Here is a 20,461-nt window from a genome sequence, read left to right as displayed (position 1 = left end):
GATTGCGGCTCAGCCACGCCGTTGCGGCATCAGGAAATGGCCTGTGGCCTGCGCGAAAATACGGCTGCGGTTGTCCTGCCATGCCTCGACATGGACACTGGCATAGCGCCGCCCCGACCGGTTGATCCGCGCCCGCGCATAGGCATCGCGCGGCAGGCCCGACCGCAGGTAATCCACGGTGAAATCGATCGTCTTGGGCAGCCGCGGCAAGTGGTCGGCATCCAGATTGTCCAGATCGAGCGCGCCGCTTTCCATATCCTCCCAGATCAGCCCCCAGCTGAGGGTGATGATCGCGGTCGCCTCAAGAAAGGCCGCCGTGGCCCCGCCGTGCAGGGCAGGCAGGATCGGGTTGCCGATCAGTTGCTCGGAAAAGGGCATGATGCCGGTTAGCTCATCGCCACGGCGCTCGAACTCGATGCCCAGAAAGCGGATGTAGGGCACGCCTTCGACCATGGCGCGCAGCACCCCGTCGCGGCGTTGCTTGATGACCTGAACCGGCTCCGGCTTGCGACGTGTGGTCATGTGTGCCCCTCCACGGTGAAAGTGCCGGTTGCCGTGGCGACAAGGTTGTCGGCGTCCTCATCCGTTGTCGTGGCCCGCACGAAGGCCACCGAACGGGTGACGTGATAGCAGGTCGCGCGGGTGATGATCGTCTGTCCCGGTGTGGCGGCGCGCAGATATTCGATCCTGAGATCCATCGTGGCGGTGGCCGCGGGGTTGCTGGGGTGGCTCATCACCGCAGCGCCGCAGCAGGTGTCCATCAGGGCCGAGACCGCGCCGCCGCTGATCACACCGGTCTTTGGGTCGCCGATCAGCTTGTCGTCATAGGGCATGGTAATCACAGCCGAACCATCGCCCAACTCCTGCAACTCCATCCCCAGTGCCATGGAATGGGGCAGCGCCTGAATGAACTGTCGCGCCAGCTTTAATTTGTCGGACATGCAACCCAACCCTCTGCCTCTGGTTTTGTCCTTTATCAGGGCGAGATAGCCAAAGGGCAAGACCGCCTGTTGCGCATCCCCGCGCGTGACCATAGTTTGCCGGAAGGGAGAAGATGCTTTGAACGATGAACGCCTGACATTCAAAGAGATGTGCGCGGCATTTGACGTGACGCCACGCACGTTGCGCTATTACGAGTATATCGAATTGCTGCAACCGCACCGTGAGGGGCGCTCGCGTTTCTATGGCCCGCGCGAACGGGCGCGGATGAAGCTGATCCTGCGCGGCCGCAAGTTTGGCTTCGCGCTGGAGGACATCCGCCAGTGGCTGCTAATCTACGAAAAAGAGGGGACCGAGGCGCAGATGCGCACTTGGGTCACCATGGCCGATGGTCAATTGGAAGAACTGGCCGAACAGCGCCGCCAGTTGGACGAAGCCATGGCGGAATTGCAAAAACTGCGCGACGACACCGCCGCGGCCATCGCCTCGGACAAGAGCTGAGCGGCTGGCTGAGCGGCGGGCTCAGCGGCTGTTGCGCTGCGCCAACTGCCCGATGAGCATCTGCAAATCCGCCGTGATGCGGATGAGATCGGACACCACATCCGCGCTCGCGTCTCCGGCCAGATCGAATGCGCCGTTTTCGATGGTCTCGGACGCGCCTTTCAGCTCTGCAAGCACGCGCGCGCGCGTTTCTGCCACGGAACCGTTTTCAGCCCCGCTACCTGTCTGCTCTTGTTTTTCTGACATGCCTCGTGCCTCTTTAGGTCGAGCGCCCGCACCTACAGCCCCCACGACGTGGGGTCATGTCACGCAGTCACGCGACAGCGACGCGAGGTCAACCTTGCCCTAGGGCGCGCCCTCTTTCGGGCGGCGCAGCAGCCCCGCCCCCAACCCGCGAATGGCGGCGGTGGTGCGGTCATTCACCTCAAGCTTGGAGAAAATCCGCCGCACGATCGTATCGACCGTATGAGGCGAAATCCCAAGTATTTCGGCGATGACGCCATTGCTCTTGCCGGTTGCGATCCACTCCAACACCTCAATCTCGCGCGGGGACAGGCCGAAATCCCGCGGCGATTGGCTTTCGGCCAAGACGCAATAGCGCAGATGCGCGATCTGGGCGGCGCTGAGAAGTTTGTACAACGTCTCCGGCGACAGACGCGCCTGTTTGGCGGCAAACCCCAGTCCTACCACGGCGGAATCCCTGCCCGGGCCATGCACCCTAAGGGAAATGCCGTCATTCGGGTAGCGCCGCATCAATCCTTTCATATAGAGGCCTTCCGCAGAGGTAAGCCGCGCCGTGCGGGCCACATCCGACCAGTAAATCGGCATCACCTGTTGCCGGGCCAGCGCCTCCACCGGGCTTTCGCGCAGCTTCTCCACATCCAAAAACTGCGAATGCCACTGCGCCCCTACCGCGCCCTTCCCGTCGAACTGATAAAGGATCGCAGGCGCGCCGGGGCTGTCCCCGTGATAGCTGACCAGATCAATTCCACGACCTTGATAATAGGCAAGGCCGCAAGCCAGAAGGCGCGCCGCGGAGGTGGCGTTCTGCGCACAGTGAACCAATCCGTCCAACGTCTCCGGCCCGCTTTGATCGAGGTTTGCCATCTCCCACCCGTTCTAATGCCCAGCGCCGTGGCGGCGGCGCACGCCCATCATCCTTTCAAACCTAAAGGAAATTACCCTGCGCATAAAGTGACGCAACGTATCACTTACGTCAACGTCAACTCCCATTGTATCAGGAATGCCAGCCCCCAACTGAAGTCATGAAACGACGATTGGAGAGTGATGAGATGACCGCCGACACGCTGACCATTCGCCAGATGTGCGACGCTTTCGAAGTGACCCCCCGCACCCTGCGGTTCTACGAAGCGAAAGAGCTGCTCTTCCCATTGCGCGAGGGCCAGAAACGCCTGTTCACCAAAAGCGACCGCGCCCGGCTCAAGCTGATCCTGCGCGGCAAGCGCTTTGGCTTCAGCCTCGAAGAAATCCGCCAACTGCTCGACCTTTATCATATGGGCGACCAGCAACAGACGCAGATCGCCGCGGCCTATGAGATCGCCCGTGCCCGTCTGGCCGACCTCGAGTCGCGCCGCGAAGAGCTGAACGAGGCCATCGAAGACCTCAAGGATCAGTTGAAATGGGGGGAAAAGATGATCGCCTCCATGAACCAACCCCGCCGCGCCGCCGAATAACCCCGGCGACGCCGCCCCTCACATCCATAAAAAGACGACCCGGAGAGCAAAGATGCCCAGTTACACAGCCCCCACCAAAGACCTGCAATTCGTTCTGCACGACGTGCTGAAGGTGACCGAAAGCAAGACCCCCGGCTATGATGAGCTGGAGCCCGATTTCACCTCCGCCATCCTTGAAGAGGCAGGCAAGCTCACCTCCGAAGTGCTCGCCCCGCTGAACGTCGTGGGCGACAAGGAAGGCTGCCGTCTGGAAAACGGCGTCGTCTACACGCCCAAAGGGTTCAAGGAAGCCTTTGAAAAGGTGAAAGAAGGCGGCTGGCCCGGCCTCGACATGCCCGAAGCCTACGGCGGGCAGAACATGCCTTACGTCCTCGGCACCGCTGTGGGTGAGATGTTCTCGGCGGCGAACCAAGCCTTCACCATGTACCAAGGTCTGACGCATGGTGCGGCCTCGGCGATCCTTGCCCATGGCACCGACGCGCAGAAAGACACCTACCTGCCCAAGATGGTCTCCTGCGAGTGGACCGGCACCATGAACCTGACCGAGCCGCATTGCGGCACCGATCTGGGCCTGATGCGCACCAAGGCCGCGCCGCAGGACGATGGCAGCTACAAGATCTCTGGCCAGAAAATCTTCATCTCCTCGGGTGAGCATGACATGGCCGACAACATCATCCACCTCGTGCTGGCCAAGATCGAAGGCGGACCTGAGGGCATCAAGGGCGTGTCGCTCTTCATCGTGCCCAAGTTCATGGTCACCGAAGATGGGTCTTTGGGGGAGCGTAACGGCGTCTCCGTCGGCTCCATCGAAGAGAAAATGGGCATCCACGGCAACTCGACCTGCGTGATGAACTACGACGGCGCCACCGGCTATCTGCTGGGGACCGAACACAAGGGCATGCGCGCCATGTTCACCATGATGAACGAAGCCCGCGTCGGCGTCGGCATGCAGGGTCTGGCTCAGGCCGAGGTGGCCTATCAAAACGCGCTGGAATACGCCAAGGACCGCCTGCAGGGCCGTGCCGTCACCGGTGCCGTCGCCCCCGAAAAACCCGCCGATCCGCTGATCGTGCACCCCGACATCCGCCGTTCGCTGATGGACCAGAAAAGCTTCGTCGAAGCCGCCCGTGCCTTCATCCTCTGGGGGGCCACGATGATCGACGCGGCGCACCGCGCCGAGGATAAGGACGCTGATGGCCTGGTGTCGCTGCTCACCCCGGTCATCAAGGGCTTCCTGACCGACCAAGGCTACGACATGACCGTGAAGGCGCAGCAGGTCTACGGCGGCCACGGCTATATCGAGGAATGGGGCATGTCCCAATTCACCCGTGACGCCCGCATCGCCCAGATCTACGAAGGGGCTAACGGCGTGCAGGCGCTTGACCTCGTGGGCCGCAAACTGGCGCAGGACGGCGGCAAGCACGTCATGGCCTTCTTCGACCTCGTGAAGGGCTTCATCAAGGACAATGCGGGCCAAGACGCCGAATTCGACGCGGCCTTCCTTGAACCCCTGAAGGCGGCCAGCAAGGATCTACAATCGGCGGGCATGTACTTCATGCAGAACGGCATGAAGAACCCCAACCACGCGCTCGCCGGGTCCAATGACTTCATGCATATGTTCGGTCATGTCTGCCTCGGCCTGATGTGGGCCAAGATGGGTCTGGCGGCGAAAGAAGCATTGAAGAACGGCAGCGGCGACGCCACCTTCTACGAGACCAAACTGGCCACCGGCCGCTACTATATGGCGCGCCAACTGCCCGCCACGGCCTTGCACCTGACCCGCATCCAATCGGGCGCGGATACGGTCATGGCGCTGGAGGCCGCAAACTTCTAAAACGGGGGGTGGGGGCAAGCCCCCCACCCTGCCCAACACCCGGAGAGACCATGCCCAAACGCTTCCGCCTGACCCGCCGCTTCCCCGTCGCCATGACCGAGGAAGGCTACCGCAGGCTGAAGAAGTTCAGCACCGACGCAGGTCTTGATGAGGGGGAAGCGCTGTCGTTCCTGTTCGAGAATTTCAACTCGGTCATGAACGAGGAAAACCTGATCGCGCGGCTGCGCCTGTTCAACGCCGAACTGGACGCCCGCAAACGCTGAACCCTTGGGGAGGGGGCCAGAAGATGCAGACCAAAACATCCAGCTGGATGACCGAAGAACACCAGATGATCGCCGACATGACGGCGCAGTTCATCAACACCGAATGGGCGCCGCATTTCGAAAAATGGCGCAAACAGGGCCAGATGGACCGCGACATATGGGCACAGGCCGGAGAGCTCGGCCTGCTCTGCCCCTCGGTGCCCGAGGAATACGGCGGCGCTGGTGGCGATTTCGGCCATGAGGCGGCGATCCTGATCGAAGGCTCCCGCGCCAACCTCGCCTCCTGGGGCCACGGCATTCACTCCGGCATCGTGGCGCATTACATCCTCGCCTATGGCACAGAGGACCAGAAAAAACGCTTGCTGCCCAAGATGGTCTCGGGTGAGCTGGTCGGCGCGCTGGCGATGACTGAACCCTCGACCGGCTCGGACGTGCAGCGCATCAAGACCAAGGCGATCCGCGAGGGCAACGCCTACAAACTCTCGGGGCAAAAGACCTTCATCACCAACGGCCAGCACGCCAACCTGATCATCGTGGCGGCCAAGACCGACCCCAAGGAAGGTTCCAAGGGCGTCAGCCTCGTCGTCGTGGAGACCGACAAGGCCGAAGGCTTCCAGCGCGGCCGCAACCTCGACAAGATTGGCCTGCACGCCGCCGACACTTCCGAGCTCTTCTTCGACAACGTAGAGATCCCGCCCGAAAACATCCTCGGTCAAGACGAGGGCCAGGGCTTCTACCAGATGATGCAGCAACTGCCGCAGGAACGCCTGATCATCGGCTGCGGCGCGGTGGGCGCCATGGAAGGCGCCGTGGCGCGCACGATACAATACTGCAAGGAACGCGAAGCCTTCGGCGGCCCGCTGACCCAGTTCCAGAACACGCGGTTCCAACTCGCCGAGGTCAAAACCAAGACCGCGGTGGCCCGCGCCTTCCTCGACGAATGTATCGCGGAACACCTGCGCGGCGAACTCAGCGTCGACAAGGCGGCAATGCAGAAATACTGGCTCACCGATACCCAAGGCGAGGTGCTGGATGTCTGCTTGCAGATGCACGGCGGCTACGGCTTCATGCAGGAATATGCCGTCGGCGAAATGTGGGCCGACGCGCGGGTGCAGCGCATTTACGGCGGCACGAACGAGATCATGAAGGAACTGATCGCGCGCAACCTCTAGCCGTGCGCGGGTTGAAACACCGGCGCAGAGGTATTTGAAAAAGGATGAAGATAAGGCGCCCCCTGCCCCCTTCATCCTTTCACAAATACCTTCCGACATTTCAGCGGGCGCCGACAGAAGAGGAGGAATGACAGGTGACCATACAGCTTTATTGCTTTGGCGAATCGGGCAACGCCTACAAGGCGGCGCTTGCGCTCGAATTGTCGGGGCTCGACTGGGAGCCGGTGAAGGTGGACTTCTTCGGTGGCCAAACGCGCCAGCCCGACTACCGCGCGCAGATCAACAACATGGGCGAGGCGCCGGTGATGATCGACGGCGATCTGCGGCTTACCCAATCGGGCGTGATTCAGGATTACGTCGCGGAAAAGACGGGCAAATTCGGCGGCCGCGACGCGACGGAACGGCGCGAAATCCTGCGGTGGGTGCTATGGGATAACCACAAGCTTAGCTCCGTTGCCGGGATGACCCGTTTTCTGATGAACTTCCTACCCGAAGACAAACGTCCCGCCGAGGTCATCGCCTTTAATCAAGGCCGGCTCAAGGCCGCGTATAGCGTGCTGAACGACCATCTCGACGGCCGCGACTGGATCGTGGGCGACGACATCACCAACGCGGACCTCAGCTGCTGCGGGTATCTTTATTACCCCGAGCCCTTCGGCTTTGATCGCAGCGACTGGCCGCATATCGACGCGTGGCTTACGCGTCTGAGCGAAACACCGGGCTGGAAAGCCCCCTATGATTTGATGCCCGGCAGCCCTGCTGACCGCGCCTGACCCGGAGGATATGACATGACCCAAGACGTTTACATCTACGACGCCCTGCGCACCCCGCGCGGCAAGGGCCGCAAGGACGGCGCCCTGCACGAGGTGACTTCGCTGCGGCTTTCCGCGCAGACCCTGAATGCCGTGAAGGAGCGCAACAACCTCGAAGGCCATGCCGTCGAGGACGTGATCTGGGGCAACGTCACCCAAGTGATGGAACAGGGCGGCTGCCTGGCCCGCTCAGCGGTGCTGGCCTCGGACCTCGATGAGCGCATCCCGGGTCTGGCCATCAACCGTTTCTGCGCCTCGGGCATGGAAGCGGTGAACCTCGCCGCGAACCAAGTCAAAGGCGGCGCGGGCAACGGCTATATCGCCGGCGGTGTCGAGATGATGGGCCGCGTGGCCATGGGCAGCGACGGGGCGGCCATCGCCGTGGACCCGACGCTTGCGATGGAGAAATACTTCGTGCCGCAGGGCATCTCGGCGGATATCATCGCCACCGAGTTCGGCTTCTCGCGGGACGAGGCCGACCAACTGGCCATGCAGTCCCAGCAGCGTGCCGCGCGGGCCTGGGAAGAGGGCCGCTTCGACAAGTCCGTCATCACCGTGCGCGACCAGAACGGCCTCGCCATCCTTGACCGCGACGAATACATGCGCCCGCAGACCGACATGCAGTCGCTTGGCGGCCTGAACCCCGCCTTCCAGCAGATGGGCGAGGTCATGCCCGGCTTCGACAAGGTCGCGCTGATGAAATACCCGCATTTGGAGCGGATCAACCACATCCACCACGCGGGCAACTCGTCTGGCATCGTCGACGGTGCTGCCGCCGTTCTGATCGGCAACAAGGAGTTCGGCGAGCAGCACGGGCTGAAGCCCCGCGCCCGCATCCGCGCCACCGCCAAGATCGGCACCGATCCCACCATCATGCTGACCGGCCCGGTGCCGGTGACCGAGAAGATCCTCAAGGACAACGGCATGACCATCGGCGACATCGATCTGTTCGAGGTCAATGAGGCCTTCGCCGCCGTGGTGCTGCGCTTCATGCAGGCCTTCGACGTGGACGACAGCAAAGTGAACGTGAACGGCGGCGGCATCGCCATGGGCCACCCCCTGGGCGCCACCGGCGCCATGATCATCGGCATCCTGCTCGATGAGATGGAGCGCGCCGACAAGGAAGTGGGGCTGGCCACGCTCTGCATCGCCTCCGGCATGGGTGCCGCCACCATCATCGAGCGCGTGTGAGCCGCGAAGGGAGCAAGAGAATGACCGATTTCACAATGAACAAGGATGCCGAGGGCATCGCCACCATCACTTGGGACGTGCCGGGCAAGAGCATGAACGTCATGTCCTTCGACGGCCTGCGCGATCTGGAAAAGCATATCGACGACGCGCTCTCCGATGACGCCGTCAAAGGCATCGTCATCACCTCCGGCAAGGAAGGCTCCTTTGCCGGGGGCATGGACCTGAACCTGCTGGCGAAGATGAAGGAAGACGCGGGCGACGATCCGGCCAAGGGTCTCTTCGAGGGCACGATGCAGATGCACGCCCTGCTGCGCAAGATCGAGCGCGCGGGCATGGACCCCAAGACCAACAAGGGCGGCAAGCCCGTGGCCTGCGTGATCCCCGGCACCGCCGCGGGCATCGGGCTGGAACTGCCGCTGGCCACGCATCGCACCTTTGCCGCCGACAACCCCAAGGCGCGGATCGGCCTGCCGGAGATCCTCGTGGGGATTTTCCCGGGTGCTGGCGGCACCACGCGGATGGTACGCAAGCTCGGCGCCATGGCGGCTTCGCCCTTCCTTCTGGAAGGCAAGATGGTCGCCCCCGCCGCCGCGCAGAAAGCCGGGATCATCGACGAGGTCAGCGAAGACCCGATGGCCGCGGCGCGCGACTGGGTGCTGAACGCCAAGGACGCCGATCTGGTCAAGCCGTGGGATGCCAAGGGCTACAAGATGCCCGGCGGCGCGCCCTACCACCCGGCGGGTTTCATGACTTTCGTCGGCGCCAACGCCATGGTCAACGGCAAGACCCAAGGCGTCTATCCGGCGGCCAAGGCGCTCTTGTCGGCGGTCTATGAAGGTGCGCTTGTGCCTTTCGACACGGCGTTGAAGGTCGAAGCGCGCTGGTTCACCAACGTGCTGATGAATCCGTCGTCGGGCAACATGATCCGCTCGCTCTTCCTCAACAAGGAAGCGTTGGAGAAAGGCGCGGTGCGGCCCGAAGGTGTGCCGGACCAGCGCGTGAAAAAACTGGGCGTTCTGGGCGCTGGCATGATGGGCGCGGGCATCACGTTGGTGTCGGTTCAGGCCGGCATCGAGGTGGTGCTGATCGACCAGACGCAGGAAGCCGCCGACCGCGGCAAGGCCTATACCGAGGGCTATTTCGACAAGGGCATCGCCCGCAAGAAAGCCACGCCCGAGAAAAAGGCCAAGGCGCTTGACCTGATCACCGCCACCACCGATCTCGATGCGCTGAAGGGCTGCGATCTGATCATCGAGGCGGTCTTCGAGGACCCGAAGGTTAAGGCCGAGATGACCCAGAAGGTCGAAGCCGTGATCCCCGAGGATTGCATCTTTGCCTCCAACACCTCGACCCTGCCGATCACCGATCTGGCCAAAGCGTCGAGCCGCGCGGAGCAGTTCATCGGCATTCACTTCTTCTCGCCGGTCGAGAAGATGCTGCTGGTGGAGATCATCAAGGGCCAAGAGACCGGTGACCGGGCCGTGGCCAAAGCGCTCGACTACGTGCGCCAGATCCGCAAGACCCCGATCGTGGTCAACGACGCGCGCTTCTTCTACGCCAACCGCTGCATCATTCCCTACATCAACGAGGGTGTGCGCATGGTGCAGGAGGGTGTCGAACCCGCGCTCATCGAGAACGCCGCGAAGCTGGTCGGCATGCCCTTGGGCCCGCTGCAGCTGATGGACGAGACCTCAATCGATCTTGGCGCGAAGATCGCCCGGGCGACCAAGGCGGCGATGGGCGATGAATATCCGAACGACGACATCGACCCGCTGGTGTTCTGGATGGAGGAAGAGGGCCGTCTGGGCCGCAAGGCCAACGCCGGTTTCTACAGCTACGATGCCAAGGGCAAGCGTGAGGGGCTGTGGCAGGGCATGGGGGACAAGTACCCCGTCGCCGAGGAGCAGCCCGAGTTGATCGAGGTGCAGCACCGCTTGCTGTTCTCGCAGACGTTGGAAGCCGTGCGCGCGCTGGAGGAGGGTGTCTTGATGGACATCCGCGAGGGCGACGTCGGCGCGATCCTCGGCTGGGGCTTTGCGCCGTGGTCGGGTGGCCCGCTGAGCTGGCTCGACATGATCGGCGCGCCCTATGCGGCGGAGCGTTGTGATCAGTTGACTGAGAAGTTCGGTGAGCGCTTTGCCTGTCCGGACCTGCTGCGCGAGATGGCGCAGAAGAACCAGAGCTTTTATGGACGGTTCAACCCGGACGCCAAGGCGGCGTAAGGGGGAGAGGGGCGCTTCGGCGCCCCTTTTTATTGGTAGGAGGGTCATCGCCTGTGATGCCACCCGGCCCGGAAACAAGCCGCAGGCGCCGGGCCATCGCCTGCCCGTCCCCCGGGTAGGCGATTTAGTGAGGCTGGGCGTGACCTCGCGATGGCGCGTCACGGTTGAACGATAAAGTGGCAGCGACCCCGGTCGGGTCGCCGACCCACGGGCAGGCGCTGGCCCTAGTGCTCTTGGTAAACGTAGCCAAACCGCGCGATATCCTCGGCGCAGATATCCGACACCAAATCGCGCAACTCGGGCGTATAGGCCGCCTCCCCCTCCGAGGCATTCACCCGCGGCAATTCCAACTCAAACCCAAGATGCTCAAACAACGGCGCCGCATCTTCGGCAAAATGCTCCAACCGAATATAGAGATCACAGCGCTCCCGCCCCGCCGCATCCTGCATATACCGCCGCGCAGGCAATGCGCGCAGACTGGCTTGCGTCTGCGGATGCCGCAGGAACCCGGCGAAATCCGTGCCCTTTGCCAGAGCCACCGCCGGATGCTCGAACCCCTGCGCCCGCAGCCAGCGATAATAGCTCGCCACCCGGTCCCATGGGTTGCGCACCAGCGTGAAACAAAACAGCCCCGAGAGTTCCTCCGCTGTCACCAACCCGTCGATGTCCGCCAGCGTCGAATGCTTCCACAGCCGCCCCGCCGCCTGCACCACCTGCACCCGCCGCCGCCGCTTCCGCGCTTTCGGCGTGTCGCCCAGCATCACGTCGTCTTTCATCGCGCGATCCTCAAGCGCCAGCGCCATTGAGGTGCCCCCGGTCTTGGGGATATGCACAAAGACGTAACGCCGACCGCGACTGATGATCACTCTACCGCCTCCGGCGCGCGCAGGGTCGAAGGCTCATCGCTGCGCAGGGCGATCACCGCCCCGGCCAGTGCGATCAACGCCATGCCCGCGAATGCCAAAGGCGGCACCTCTTGATCCCAAAGGATATAGGCCCAGAAACTGGCGAAGATCAGCAGCGAATATTCGAAAATCGCCACATGCCCGGCCTCTCCCAATTGGTAGCCGCGCACCAAAAAGCCGATGCCCACCAGCGAGCCGACCGCCTGCACCGCGATCCAGAACCACATCGCGCCGTCGAGCGGCCCCCATGTGCGGCTGACGAAACCTTCGGCCCCCGCCACCTCCGCACCCGGCAGGACCAAGACACCGATGCCGCCCATGACAGCCAACATGCCGAAGAAGCCCGCGGTCATCACCATCGTGCTCTCCCCCTCGCACCACGCCCGCGTCGCCACGGCACCGATGGCATAGAGCGCCCCGGCCAACAGCGGGAGGAAGGCCACGGGGTCAAGATCGCTCGGGTCCGGACGGATCACCATCAAGGCCCCGGCAAAGCCCACGGCCACGGCTCCCCACCGCCACGGGCCGACGCGTTTGCCCTGAAACAGGGCCGAGATCATCAGCACGAAAAGCGGCGAGGTGAACAGCCCGGCCACCACCACCCCGATGGGCAGAAAGGCCAGACAGCCGAAGTAGATCAACATCGCGCCCGCCTGAAACAGGCTGCGCCCGGCCACGGCCCAGAACCGCCGCGGACGCAGAATGCCGAAGCCCAAGGCCGCAAGCACCATCAGAATCGCCACCGCCATAAGCCCGCGCAGGAAGTGAAACTGCCAGAGCGACCCGCGCTCGGTGATGAAGGGGACGAAATTGTCCGTCAGCCCCAAGGCCGCCATACCGCTCACCGCGCAAAGCGCCGCCAGCCCCGATTTTACCGCTGTGTCCTGCATCTGCCCTCCTTTTCCCTCCTGCCCTCTTTTCAAAGTCACGTCCGGGCAGCAATACTCAACCCCAAATCGCAACCAATGCCTTGGGAGGGGTCGCATGGGGTGGATGACGGATGAAAGCGGGCTTGAGAAATGTGCGGCGAATTTCGTGCCGCTCACGCCCCTGTCGCATTTGGCCCGCGCCGCAGAGGTTTTCCCGAACCAGACGGCGGTGATCCACGGCGCACATCGCGTCACCTATGCCCAGTACCATGACCGCTGCACCCGCCTCGCCGCGCTACTGGCCGAAATCGGCGTGACCCCCGGCGATGTGGTCGCCACCCTCATCCCCAACCTGCCCGCGCAGGCCGAGGCGCATTTCGGCGTGCCCGCCTGCGGGGCCGTGCTCAATACAATCAACATTCGCCTCGATCCCGACACGGTGGCCTATATCCTCGACCACGGCGGCGCCAAGGTGCTCTTGGTCGATACCGAATTCCTGCCGCTGGCCGAAGACGCCTGCGCGCGGATGGAGGGCACCTGCCCCGCCATCATCGAAGTGCCGGACGCATCTGCCGGTTTCCCCGCCAGCGGACGGCACCCGCAATACGAAGAGTTGCTGGCGGAGGCCAATCCGAACTTCCACTGGATCATGCCGCAGGACGAATGGGAGAGCCTTGCGCTCAACTACACCTCTGGCACCACCGGGCGGCCCAAGGGCGTGGTCTATCACCACCGCGGCGCCTACCTGATGACCATGGGCACGGTGATCTCATGGCAGATGGTGCTGCGCCCGGTCTTCATGCAGATCGTGCCGCTGTTTCACTGCAACGGCTGGAACCACACTTGGATGATGCCGCTCTTGGGCGGCACGCTGGTCTGTTGCCGCGACATCACCGCGGCGGCGATCTATGACGCCATCGCCGATCACGGCGTCACCCATTTCGGCGGCGCGCCCATCGTGTTGAACATGCTGGTCAACGCGGACGCAGAAGACCGCCGCGCCTTCGATCACCGGGTCGAGGTTTTCACCGCGGGCGCGCCCCCGGCCCCCGCGACCCTGTCGAAGATCGAAAAGCTGGGGTTCAACGTCACGCAGGTCTATGGGCTGACCGAGACCTTTGGCCATGTCACCGAATGTCTCTGGCAAGGCGCATGGGACGGGCTGCCCGAGCCTGAGCGCGCCGGGATCAAAGCCCGCCAAGGTGTCGCCATGCCGATGATGGAAGAGATCACCGTGATGGACGCCGAGATGGCCCAAACCCCGCGCGACGGCACCGCGCAGGGCGAGATCATGATCCGCGGCAATGCGGTGATGAAAGGCTACCTCAAAAACCCAGAGGCCACGGCCGAAGCCTTTACGGGCGGCTACTTCCACTCCGGCGACATCGCGGTGCAGCATCCCGATGGCTACATCCAGATCGCCGACCGCGCCAAGGACATCATCATCTCGGGCGGAGAGAATATTTCGAGCGTCGAGGTCGAGGGCGTATTGATGGGCCACGGCGCGGTCAACCTCGCCGCCGTGGTGGCACAACCGGATGAGAAATGGGGCGAAGTGCCCTGCGCCTTTGTCGAGCTGAAACCGGGGGCGGAGGCCAGCGAAGAGGCGCTGATCGCCTTCGCCCGCGCGCGCCTTGCCGGGTTCAAGACGCCCAAGCGCGTGGTCTTTGGCGAGTTGCCCAAAACCTCCACCGGGAAGATCCAGAAGTTCGAATTGCGCAAACAGGCAGAGGCCCTCTAAGGCGGGGCATTATGTCACCTGCCATTGCTGATCCCGCAGCGCGTGGTAGAGTGGCGAAAACTGACAGGCCCGCAGCAGAACCCCATGACCGCCTTGACAAAATACGCCCGGCTCGAAGCGACGGGCCTCTGGCGCGCCACGCCCGATGCGCAGCGGCGCGAGGTGATCGTCTCTATCGGTGACGCGACGCTGGTGATCAGCGATCTCAAGGATCAGGCGCTGACCCATTGGTCGCTGGCCGCCGTCGACAGGGCCAACCCCGGCCAGACCCCCGCGCTCTATCACCCAGACGGCGATCCGGGCGAAACCCTGGAACTGCCCGAGAATGAAACCGAGATGATCGAGGCCATCGAAAAGCTGCGCCGCGCGATCAACCGCAGCCGTCCCAAGCCGGGGCGTTTGCGGTCGGTTGGCATGCTGGCCTCCGTCGCGGTGGTGGCGGCGCTGGCGGTCTTTTGGATGCCCGGCGCGCTGCGCGATCATGCGATCAAAGTGGTGCCAGAGGTTAAACGTGTCTCTTTGGGCACGGCGCTGCTCAAGCGGCTTGAACGCGTCTCTGGCCCCGCCTGCGAAAGCCCCGGCGGCAGCGCCGCGCTGGCGCGGCTCACCAAACGGTTGGAGGTCGGGCGCGTGGCGATCCTGCCCGATATGACCCGCGCCAGCCTGCATCTGCCGGGCCGTATCATCGTGCTCGACCGCGCGGTGCTGGAGGATTACGAAGAGCCCGATGTCGCCGCGGGCTATGTGCTGACCGAGGATGTGGCGCGCCGGGAACATGACCCGCTGCGCGCCCTTTTGGAGGCCGTGGGCCTGCGCGAGAATTTCCGCCTGCTGACCACCGGCGATATCTCTTCCGAGGCGCTGGATGCCTATGCCGAACAACTGCTGATGCGCCCCGCCGCGACACCGCAGGTCGAGGCTCAACTGGCGCGATTTGCCAAGGCCGAGTTGCGCAGCAAGCCCTATGCCTTTGCCCGTGACATCACCGGCGAAAGCACCCTGCCCCTGATCGAAGGTGACCCGATGAACGGCAAGCTGACCGCGCCGCTGATGTCGGATGCCGATTGGCTGAGATTGCAAAGCATCTGCGGCGGCTGACGGATTGGCCCAAGAAAAAGGCCAGCCGGGGAAACCGCGGCTGGCCTTTTTCCTTCATCGCATATCGCTTAGCGCCGCAGATAGGCGTCCCGGTATCCCGCCCGGCGCAATTGACCAAGCGCCGCTTGGGCAGAGCCGCCCGCGATGGGGCCTGCCTGAACGCTGTGATAGGTCTTGCCGCCACGGGTCTGTTTGCCGATGCGGGCGGGCAGGCCCAAGGCCGCGATCTGCCGGGCCGCGCGCTGCGCATTGGCGGGGCTGCCAAAGACACCGACCTGCACATAGCCCGCTTTGGTGCTGGGCTGGGCTGTCGGGGCCGAGCGGCTGGAGTAGACGGGGGCCTTCTTGATCGGGCGGGCATCCCGGTGGATCGGCGCGGCGTTGCGGTAGCGCAGCACCCGTTTCACCACTTGGCCATCCCGCTCGACGATCTTGACCCGCCCCAGCTTGCGGCGTTGCGTTTCGATATCGAGATAGGGGTAGATCAGCGGCACTTTGGCGGTCACGTCTTCGCCGGTGGCCTTGTTGACCAAACGGCGCGGCAGGGTCTGGGTCCAGACCAACAGCATGTCGGCGCGGCCTTCCAAGGTCTGCTCGGCCCGGTGCGGGTTCAGACGGTCGTCCTCCCAAACCTTCCGGTATCCTTTGGGGACTTTCACATTGGTCGTGTTCACCCGATTGATCGCCACATGTTTCGGCACGATCCGCGTCTGCGTGCCCACGGCGCGGGCGGGCTTGGCGCTGACCACCGGGGCGGCGACAGCGGCAGGGGCCACGATCCGCGCGGGTGCAGCGGCAACGCCGGGCATCACACCCGCGCTGCGGTAGGGCTGCGGTGCGGTGCCGCGCTGCGGGCTCGAAGGGGCAAGACGCCCCGTCACAATCGGCTCCGCCTGCGGACCGCAGCGCACGCTATAGCCATCCCCGCGCCGCATATAGCGCTGCGACAGGGGCGAAGCGCCGGGGCAAGCGGTGGCGAAGCCAGCCGGTGCCGGGGCGGCCAGTGCGACGGGTTTGCTCGGCACCACGGGCACGGGCCGCGGCGCGGTCTCGCGCACGACTTTGGGGGCAGCGCTCCGCGCCGGGGCTGGCGCGACACGGCGCACCACTTTTTGCGGCGCGGGCCGGGCCACGGGTGCTTTCGGCTTCGCCTTGGGCGCGGGCGCTTCGGCGACACGGGCTGGGGGCCTCTTGGCCGGGGCGGGGTCGACCTTGGGCTGCGCCGCCTCAACCTTTGCCTCTGCCATTTTCACGCCATTCGTGGGCTGGAACCCGCAGATTTGCTGGCGCGCACGGCTCATGCGGGGCACCCATGACACATTGCCGTCAATGCCCGCGCGGATGAACACACATCCCGCGCTGTCGACATATTGCTTGCCCTTGTAAGAGGACGGCGGAAACTCTGCCGGTTGGCTGCGGCTGTCCTGCGCTTGGGTCTGCGATCCGCCGACGCCCAAGGCTGCGACGATCATCGCCATGGCAATACTTCTGGTAAGTGTCATCTAATGCCCCCACACTATCTGGTAGAACGATGCATCAGCGCGCGGCCTGAGTAAAGCACCGCGCGCTGATTAGCGAAACTTACCCGATCACTTGGTGCCGAACATCCGGTCACCCGCGTCGCCCAGACCGGGGATGATATAGCCCTTTTCGTTGAGGGACTCGTCCAGCGAAGCCGTGACGATGCGCACATCCGGATGCGCGGCTTTCATCGTAGCGACCCCCTCGGGCGAGGCCAGCAGGCAGAGGAAGATGATGTTGGTGGCGCCTGCCTCTTTCAGCAGATTGATCGCCGCGACCGAGGAGTTGCCGGTGGCCAGCATCGGGTCCACGGCGATGACCAGACGGTCTTCCATCGCCTCGGGCACTTTGAAGTAATACTGCACCGGCTGGAGGGTCTCTTCGTCACGGTAGAGACCGACAAAGCCGACCCGCGCCGAGGGGATCAATTCGAGCACCCCATCCATCAGCCCGTTGCCCGCCCGCAGGATCGAGATCAGCGCCAGTTTCTTGCCGTCGAGCGTTGGCGCGTCCATCTCTTGCATCGGGGTCTCGACCCGTTTGGTCGTCATCGGCAGGCCGCGCGTCACCTCATAGGCCAAAAGCTGGCTGATCTCGCGCAGCAACTGCCGGAAGACGGCGGTCGAGGTGGCTTTGTCGCGCATGATGGTCAGCTTGTGCTGCACCAGCGGATGGTCGACGATCGTCAGGTGATTGGGGGTATCGGTCATGCGGCAGGCTCCTTTATTTGCCCTGCTTCTAGCCGCACAAGCGCCCCGCTCGCAAGCAAAGGCTGCGCGGCTACTGCGGCACCTCTACCCCCAGATGCCCGGCGACGAGGGCTGCGACATCGGTAAAGCCGATCTGCCCCAACGCCCCGGCCCCGGTCCCGGCGACCAGCACCGGCACCCTTTCGCGGGTGTGATCGCTGCCCGCCCATGTCGGATCATTGCCATGATCCGCCGTCACGACCAGCATGTCGCCCGTCCGCAGCGCCGCGATCACCTTGCCGATCTCGGCGTCGAACCACTCCAACGCGCGGGCGTAGCCCGACACATCGCGGCGGTGCCCGTAAAGACTGTCGAACTCCACGAAATTGGCGAAGGTCAGGCTGCCCTCTTCGGCGTCGGCAACCAGATCATGCAGATGGTCCATTAGCTTGGCGTCTGGCCCTTTGCGCAGCTCGTCGATGCCCTGCATGGTAAAGATGTCGCCGATCTTGCCCACCGCATAGACCCGCCCTCCGGCGTTCTGCACCCAGTTGGTCAGCACCGGTTTGGGCGGCGTGATGGCATAGTCGCGCCGGTTCGCGGTGCGCTGGAATGCGCCCGGCTCGCCAGTGAAGGGCCGCGCAATGACACGGCCCACCTTCATCTCATGCAGCCGCGGCGCGATGTCTTGGCAAAGTTTCAGCAAACGGTCGAGGCCAAAGGTCTCTTCATGCGCGGCGATCTGAAAAACACTGTCGGCAGAGGTATAGCAGATCGGCCAGCCGCTTTCGCAATGCTCCGCCCCCAGCCGTTCGATGATCGCCGTGCCAGAGGCATGGCAATTGCCCAAGATGCCATCGGTGCCCGCCATCCGCGCGACCTCTGCGGTCAGGTCGGCGGGAAAGGCAGGCGTCTCATCAGGGAAATAATGCCATGCCCAAGGCACCGGCAACCCGGCCAATTCCCAATGGCCCGAGGGAGTGTCTTTGCCCTGCGAAACCTCCGTCGCAGCGCCCCAGCGGCCTTCGGGTGCAGCAACCAGCCCCGGTGCCTCCATCCCGCTGGCGAGCTTCAGCGCGGCACCCAGACCCAACCGGTCGAGATTGGGCAGGGCCAGCGGCCCGCTGCGCCCCTCTTCGGCCTCTCTCGCCGCACAGGTTTGCGCGATATGGCCCAGCGTATTGGCCCCGGTATCGGGCAGATCACCGTTAAAGAAATCCCCCGCGTCCGGCGCGCCGCCGATGCCCACGGAGTCGATCACGACCAAGAATGCACGTCCCATCAACCGATCCTTTCCAAGATCAAATCCGGCGCTTCAATCGCCGTGTCCCCTAGCGTGATCGCCGCCAGAACCGCCGCCTCTGCCGCATCCGCAGCCGCCTCTCCCGCTGCGTGGATCGTGGCCAAAGGCCCGCCCGCGCGGACCTCTTCGCCCAAGCGCAGCACCTGCGACAGGCCCACCGCCGGGTCGATCTGGTCTGCCTCGACCACCCGGCCCCCGCCGAGATTGACCACCGCCATGCCGAGTGCCGCGCCGTCAATCGCGCTTACGTAGCCGCCGCGCGGCGCGGGGACTGCGCGGATCACGGGGGCTTTGGGCAGAATACGCTCCCAGTTTTCGGCGAAATCAGCGGGTGCGCCCATGGCGCTGAGCATCCGGGTGAAACGCTCCAACGCGCGGCCATCGCGGACTGCCGCGCGGAGCGCTTCGGCCCCCGCCTCAGCCGTCGCGGCCAGACCGCCATTGGCAAGAAGCCCGCCGCCCAATTCAGCCGTCACATCAAGGATCGGCCCTGTGGCCGCCCCAGTGAGCACCCGCATCACCTCGGCCACTTCCAGCGCGTTGCCAAGGCTCGGCACCAGCGGCTGGTTCATGTCACTGATCACCGCCGTCGTCGGGCAGCCTGCCGCCGTGGCAGTGCCGCTCAGCGCTTCGGCCAAGGCACGCGCCTGCGCGAGGTCCTTCATGAAAGCGCCCGAGCCGACCTTTACGTCAAGCACCAGCCCATCCAGCCCAGCAGCGAGCTTTTTCGACAGGATCGACGCGGTGATCAGGTCGAGCGAATCCACGGTCGAGGTCACATCCCGCACCGCATAAAGCCGCCGATCCGCCGGGGCGATGTCGCCGCTGGCGCTGACGATGGCGCAGCCCACGTCTCTCACGACCGCGCGAAAACGGGCCTCGTCCAACTGCGTGCTGACGCCGGGGATCGCCTCAAGCTTATCCAGCGTGCCGCCCGTATGCCCCAGCCCCCGGCCCGAGATCATCGGCACATAGGCCCCGCAGGCGGCCAGCGCGGGGGCGAGGATCAGCGACACGCAATCGCCCACCCCGCCGGTCGAATGTTTGTCGAGCACGGGGCCGTCCAAGTCCCAGTCCAACACCTGCCCCGAATCGCGCATTGCGAGGGTCAGGGCCACGCGGCCCTGCTGGTCCAAGCCATTCAGGCAGATGCCCATGGCAAAGGCTCCGGCCTGCGCGTCGCTGACACGCCCATCGGCCAGCGCCCCGGCCATCCAAGTCAGCGCCTCTGCATCCAATGCCTCACCATGGCGCAGCCGCGCCAGAATGTCCCGCGCGCTCATGCGGTTAACCCTGCATATGGGCGGCGCCAAAGGCCCCCGGCAGCAAGTCGCCCATGGTGGTCTGCTGTTCCTTGCCCGCCACGGTGGCCATGGTCACGGCTACATCCCCGCCCGAGAATTCCGCCAGTTTCTGGCGGCAGCCGCCGCAGGGCGTCACCGGCATATCGCTGCCCGCCACGACATAGACCTCGGCGATCTCACGCTCGCCTGCTGCGACCATGGCGGCAATCGCACCCGCCTCGGCGCAGGTGCCCTGCGGGTAGGCGACGTTTTCGACATTGCAGCCACTGAACACCGCCCCCGAGGCGGTGCGGATCGCCGCGCCGACCTTGAAATTCGAATAGGGCGCATGGGCATTTTCCCGCACCAACACAGCCGCGTCGCGCAAATCAGTCATTAGGCTCTCCCTTTTCTCGGACTATAG

The 20,461-nt window shown here is 64.2% G+C and carries 21 protein-coding genes; 10 read left to right on the top strand and 11 right to left on the bottom strand.

Translation table 11 applies throughout. From position 1 onward, the window contains the following. Positions 1-9 precede the first annotated feature (9 nt). On the bottom strand, positions 10-522 hold the full coding sequence (locus ACGYLQ_RS02850; RefSeq protein ID WP_209218213.1) for a PaaI family thioesterase: 513 nt from the start codon (positions 520-522) through the stop codon (positions 10-12). Then, positions 519-941 (bottom strand): PaaI family thioesterase, encoded by a 423-nt coding sequence (locus tag ACGYLQ_RS02845; protein WP_394440305.1) that lies wholly within the window; start codon positions 939-941, stop codon positions 519-521. The genes ACGYLQ_RS02850 and ACGYLQ_RS02845 overlap by 4 nt, the downstream gene beginning before the upstream one ends. Before the next feature lie 118 nt (positions 942-1,059). Between ACGYLQ_RS02845 and ACGYLQ_RS02840 the strand changes: the two genes are divergently transcribed. Further along, the gene (locus ACGYLQ_RS02840; RefSeq protein ID WP_394440303.1) at positions 1,060-1,440 is read left to right on the top strand and encodes a MerR family DNA-binding transcriptional regulator; all 381 of its coding nucleotides are present in this window, start codon (positions 1,060-1,062) and stop codon (positions 1,438-1,440) included. A 21-nt stretch (positions 1,441-1,461) separates the two neighbouring features. Here ACGYLQ_RS02840 and ACGYLQ_RS02835 read toward each other — a convergent pair whose 3' ends face one another. Both ACGYLQ_RS02835 and ACGYLQ_RS02830 read right to left on the bottom strand, forming a co-directional pair. Beyond that, positions 1,462-1,686, bottom strand: a complete 225-nt coding sequence (locus ACGYLQ_RS02835; protein ID WP_394440302.1) for a hypothetical protein — start codon at positions 1,684-1,686, stop codon at positions 1,462-1,464. 99 nt (positions 1,687-1,785) lie between these two features. Next, entirely contained in the window at positions 1,786-2,547 is a 762-nt protein-coding gene (locus ACGYLQ_RS02830) for a LuxR C-terminal-related transcriptional regulator (RefSeq protein ID WP_394440300.1), read from the bottom strand. Positions 2,548-2,732: 185 nt separating this feature from the next. Here ACGYLQ_RS02830 and ACGYLQ_RS02825 point away from each other — a divergent pair, with 185 nt between their 5' ends. The 7 genes from ACGYLQ_RS02825 (at position 2,733) to ACGYLQ_RS02795 (ending at position 10,628) form a co-directional block, all read left to right on the top strand. Continuing rightward, positions 2,733-3,134 carry a MerR family DNA-binding transcriptional regulator gene (locus tag ACGYLQ_RS02825; protein ID WP_067261195.1) on the top strand — a complete coding sequence of 134 codons (402 nt, stop codon included), beginning with the start codon at positions 2,733-2,735 and terminating at the stop codon, positions 3,132-3,134. A gap of 52 nt (positions 3,135-3,186) precedes the next feature. Next, positions 3,187-4,968, top strand: a complete 1,782-nt coding sequence (locus ACGYLQ_RS02820; protein WP_394440298.1) for an acyl-CoA dehydrogenase C-terminal domain-containing protein — start codon at positions 3,187-3,189, stop codon at positions 4,966-4,968. 50 nt (positions 4,969-5,018) lie between these two features. Continuing rightward, positions 5,019-5,231, top strand: coding sequence for a hypothetical protein (locus ACGYLQ_RS02815; RefSeq protein WP_067261198.1), 213 nt, complete (start codon positions 5,019-5,021; stop codon positions 5,229-5,231). Positions 5,232-5,254: 23 nt separating this feature from the next. Continuing rightward, entirely contained in the window at positions 5,255-6,403 is a 1,149-nt protein-coding gene (locus ACGYLQ_RS02810) for an acyl-CoA dehydrogenase family protein (protein ID WP_394440296.1), read from the top strand. A 134-nt stretch (positions 6,404-6,537) separates the two neighbouring features. Beyond that, positions 6,538-7,176 (top strand): glutathione S-transferase family protein, encoded by a 639-nt coding sequence (locus tag ACGYLQ_RS02805; RefSeq protein WP_067261202.1) that lies wholly within the window; start codon positions 6,538-6,540, stop codon positions 7,174-7,176. 15 nt (positions 7,177-7,191) lie between these two features. Further along, positions 7,192-8,406: an acetyl-CoA C-acetyltransferase gene (locus ACGYLQ_RS02800; protein WP_209218222.1), complete on the top strand. Its 1,215-nt coding sequence runs from the start codon at positions 7,192-7,194 to the stop codon at positions 8,404-8,406. Between the two features lie 20 nt (positions 8,407-8,426). After that, positions 8,427-10,628, top strand: coding sequence for a 3-hydroxyacyl-CoA dehydrogenase NAD-binding domain-containing protein (locus ACGYLQ_RS02795; RefSeq protein WP_394440294.1), 2,202 nt, complete (start codon positions 8,427-8,429; stop codon positions 10,626-10,628). 224 nt (positions 10,629-10,852) lie between these two features. Here ACGYLQ_RS02795 and ACGYLQ_RS02790 read toward each other — a convergent pair whose 3' ends face one another. After that, positions 10,853-11,494 (bottom strand): sulfotransferase family 2 domain-containing protein, encoded by a 642-nt coding sequence (locus ACGYLQ_RS02790; protein ID WP_394440292.1) that lies wholly within the window; start codon positions 11,492-11,494, stop codon positions 10,853-10,855. Beyond that, positions 11,491-12,423, bottom strand: coding sequence for a DMT family transporter (locus tag ACGYLQ_RS02785; protein WP_394440290.1), 933 nt, complete (start codon positions 12,421-12,423; stop codon positions 11,491-11,493). Before ACGYLQ_RS02785 ends, ACGYLQ_RS02790 begins: the two co-directional genes overlap by 4 nt. Positions 12,424-12,517: 94 nt before the next feature. On the opposite strand from ACGYLQ_RS02785, the gene ACGYLQ_RS02780 reads away from it, so the two are divergent. Together ACGYLQ_RS02780 and ACGYLQ_RS02775 are read left to right on the top strand one after the other, a co-directional pair. Next, positions 12,518-14,143: a long-chain-fatty-acid--CoA ligase gene (locus ACGYLQ_RS02780; protein ID WP_394440288.1), complete on the top strand. Its 1,626-nt coding sequence runs from the start codon at positions 12,518-12,520 to the stop codon at positions 14,141-14,143. Positions 14,144-14,227: 84 nt separating this feature from the next. Further along, the gene (locus tag ACGYLQ_RS02775) at positions 14,228-15,241 is read left to right on the top strand and encodes a hypothetical protein (RefSeq protein ID WP_394440286.1); all 1,014 of its coding nucleotides are present in this window, start codon (positions 14,228-14,230) and stop codon (positions 15,239-15,241) included. A 68-nt stretch (positions 15,242-15,309) separates the two neighbouring features. On the opposite strand, the gene ACGYLQ_RS02770 is transcribed toward ACGYLQ_RS02775, so the two are convergent. The 5 genes from ACGYLQ_RS02770 to ACGYLQ_RS02750 all read right to left on the bottom strand — a co-directional run bounded on the left by ACGYLQ_RS02770 (position 15,310) and on the right by ACGYLQ_RS02750 (position 20,434). After that, a complete protein-coding gene (locus tag ACGYLQ_RS02770) occupies positions 15,310-16,743 on the bottom strand; it encodes an SPOR domain-containing protein (RefSeq protein WP_394440284.1) in 1,434 nt (477 codons plus the stop codon). 87 nt (positions 16,744-16,830) lie between these two features. Beyond that, entirely contained in the window at positions 16,831-17,472 is a 642-nt protein-coding gene (upp, locus tag ACGYLQ_RS02765) for a uracil phosphoribosyltransferase (protein ID WP_067263778.1), read from the bottom strand. A 70-nt stretch (positions 17,473-17,542) separates the two neighbouring features. Further along, the gene (locus ACGYLQ_RS02760) at positions 17,543-18,733 is read right to left on the bottom strand and encodes a phosphopentomutase (RefSeq protein WP_394440282.1); all 1,191 of its coding nucleotides are present in this window, start codon (positions 18,731-18,733) and stop codon (positions 17,543-17,545) included. After that, the gene (locus tag ACGYLQ_RS02755) at positions 18,733-20,037 is read right to left on the bottom strand and encodes a thymidine phosphorylase (protein WP_394440280.1); all 1,305 of its coding nucleotides are present in this window, start codon (positions 20,035-20,037) and stop codon (positions 18,733-18,735) included. Before ACGYLQ_RS02755 ends, ACGYLQ_RS02760 begins: the two co-directional genes overlap by 1 nt. A 4-nt stretch (positions 20,038-20,041) precedes the next feature. Continuing rightward, entirely contained in the window at positions 20,042-20,434 is a 393-nt protein-coding gene (locus tag ACGYLQ_RS02750) for a cytidine deaminase (protein WP_394440278.1), read from the bottom strand. Positions 20,435-20,461 lie beyond the last annotated feature (27 nt).

Origin of the sequence: Sulfitobacter sp. 1A12779, from assembly GCF_043557315.1 — a bacterium.
Classification (GTDB): domain Bacteria; phylum Pseudomonadota; class Alphaproteobacteria; order Rhodobacterales; family Rhodobacteraceae; genus Sulfitobacter; species Sulfitobacter faviae.
Note: the sequence above shows the minus strand (reverse complement) of the source record. Positions and strands in the feature narration are given on the sequence as shown.

Bases quoted from the DNA above. Each gene is read 5' to 3' on its own strand.
- ACGYLQ_RS02850 (WP_209218213.1), bottom strand. From the start codon at position 522: ATGACCACACGTCGCAAGCCGGAGCCGGTTCAGGTCATCAAGCAACGC.
- ACGYLQ_RS02845 (WP_394440305.1), bottom strand. From the start codon at position 941: ATGTCCGACAAATTAAAGCTGGCGCGACAGTTCATTCAGGCGCTGCCC.
- ACGYLQ_RS02835 (WP_394440302.1), bottom strand. From the start codon at position 1,686: ATGTCAGAAAAACAAGAGCAGACAGGTAGCGGGGCTGAAAACGGTTCC.
- ACGYLQ_RS02830 (WP_394440300.1), bottom strand. From the start codon at position 2,547: ATGGCAAACCTCGATCAAAGCGGGCCGGAGACGTTGGACGGATTGGTT.
- ACGYLQ_RS02825 (WP_067261195.1), top strand. From the start codon at position 2,733: ATGACCGCCGACACGCTGACCATTCGCCAGATGTGCGACGCTTTCGAA.
- ACGYLQ_RS02820 (WP_394440298.1), top strand. From the start codon at position 3,187: ATGCCCAGTTACACAGCCCCCACCAAAGACCTGCAATTCGTTCTGCAC.
- ACGYLQ_RS02815 (WP_067261198.1), top strand. From the start codon at position 5,019: ATGCCCAAACGCTTCCGCCTGACCCGCCGCTTCCCCGTCGCCATGACC.
- ACGYLQ_RS02810 (WP_394440296.1), top strand. From the start codon at position 5,255: ATGCAGACCAAAACATCCAGCTGGATGACCGAAGAACACCAGATGATC.
- ACGYLQ_RS02800 (WP_209218222.1), top strand. From the start codon at position 7,192: ATGACCCAAGACGTTTACATCTACGACGCCCTGCGCACCCCGCGCGGC.
- ACGYLQ_RS02795 (WP_394440294.1), top strand. From the start codon at position 8,427: ATGACCGATTTCACAATGAACAAGGATGCCGAGGGCATCGCCACCATC.
- ACGYLQ_RS02785 (WP_394440290.1), bottom strand. From the start codon at position 12,423: ATGCAGGACACAGCGGTAAAATCGGGGCTGGCGGCGCTTTGCGCGGTG.
- ACGYLQ_RS02780 (WP_394440288.1), top strand. From the start codon at position 12,518: ATGGGGTGGATGACGGATGAAAGCGGGCTTGAGAAATGTGCGGCGAAT.
- ACGYLQ_RS02775 (WP_394440286.1), top strand. From the start codon at position 14,228: ATGACCGCCTTGACAAAATACGCCCGGCTCGAAGCGACGGGCCTCTGG.
- ACGYLQ_RS02770 (WP_394440284.1), bottom strand. From the start codon at position 16,743: ATGACACTTACCAGAAGTATTGCCATGGCGATGATCGTCGCAGCCTTG.
- upp (WP_067263778.1), bottom strand. From the start codon at position 17,472: ATGACCGATACCCCCAATCACCTGACGATCGTCGACCATCCGCTGGTG.
- ACGYLQ_RS02760 (WP_394440282.1), bottom strand. From the start codon at position 18,733: ATGGGACGTGCATTCTTGGTCGTGATCGACTCCGTGGGCATCGGCGGC.
- ACGYLQ_RS02755 (WP_394440280.1), bottom strand. From the start codon at position 20,037: ATGAGCGCGCGGGACATTCTGGCGCGGCTGCGCCATGGTGAGGCATTG.
- ACGYLQ_RS02750 (WP_394440278.1), bottom strand. From the start codon at position 20,434: ATGACTGATTTGCGCGACGCGGCTGTGTTGGTGCGGGAAAATGCCCAT.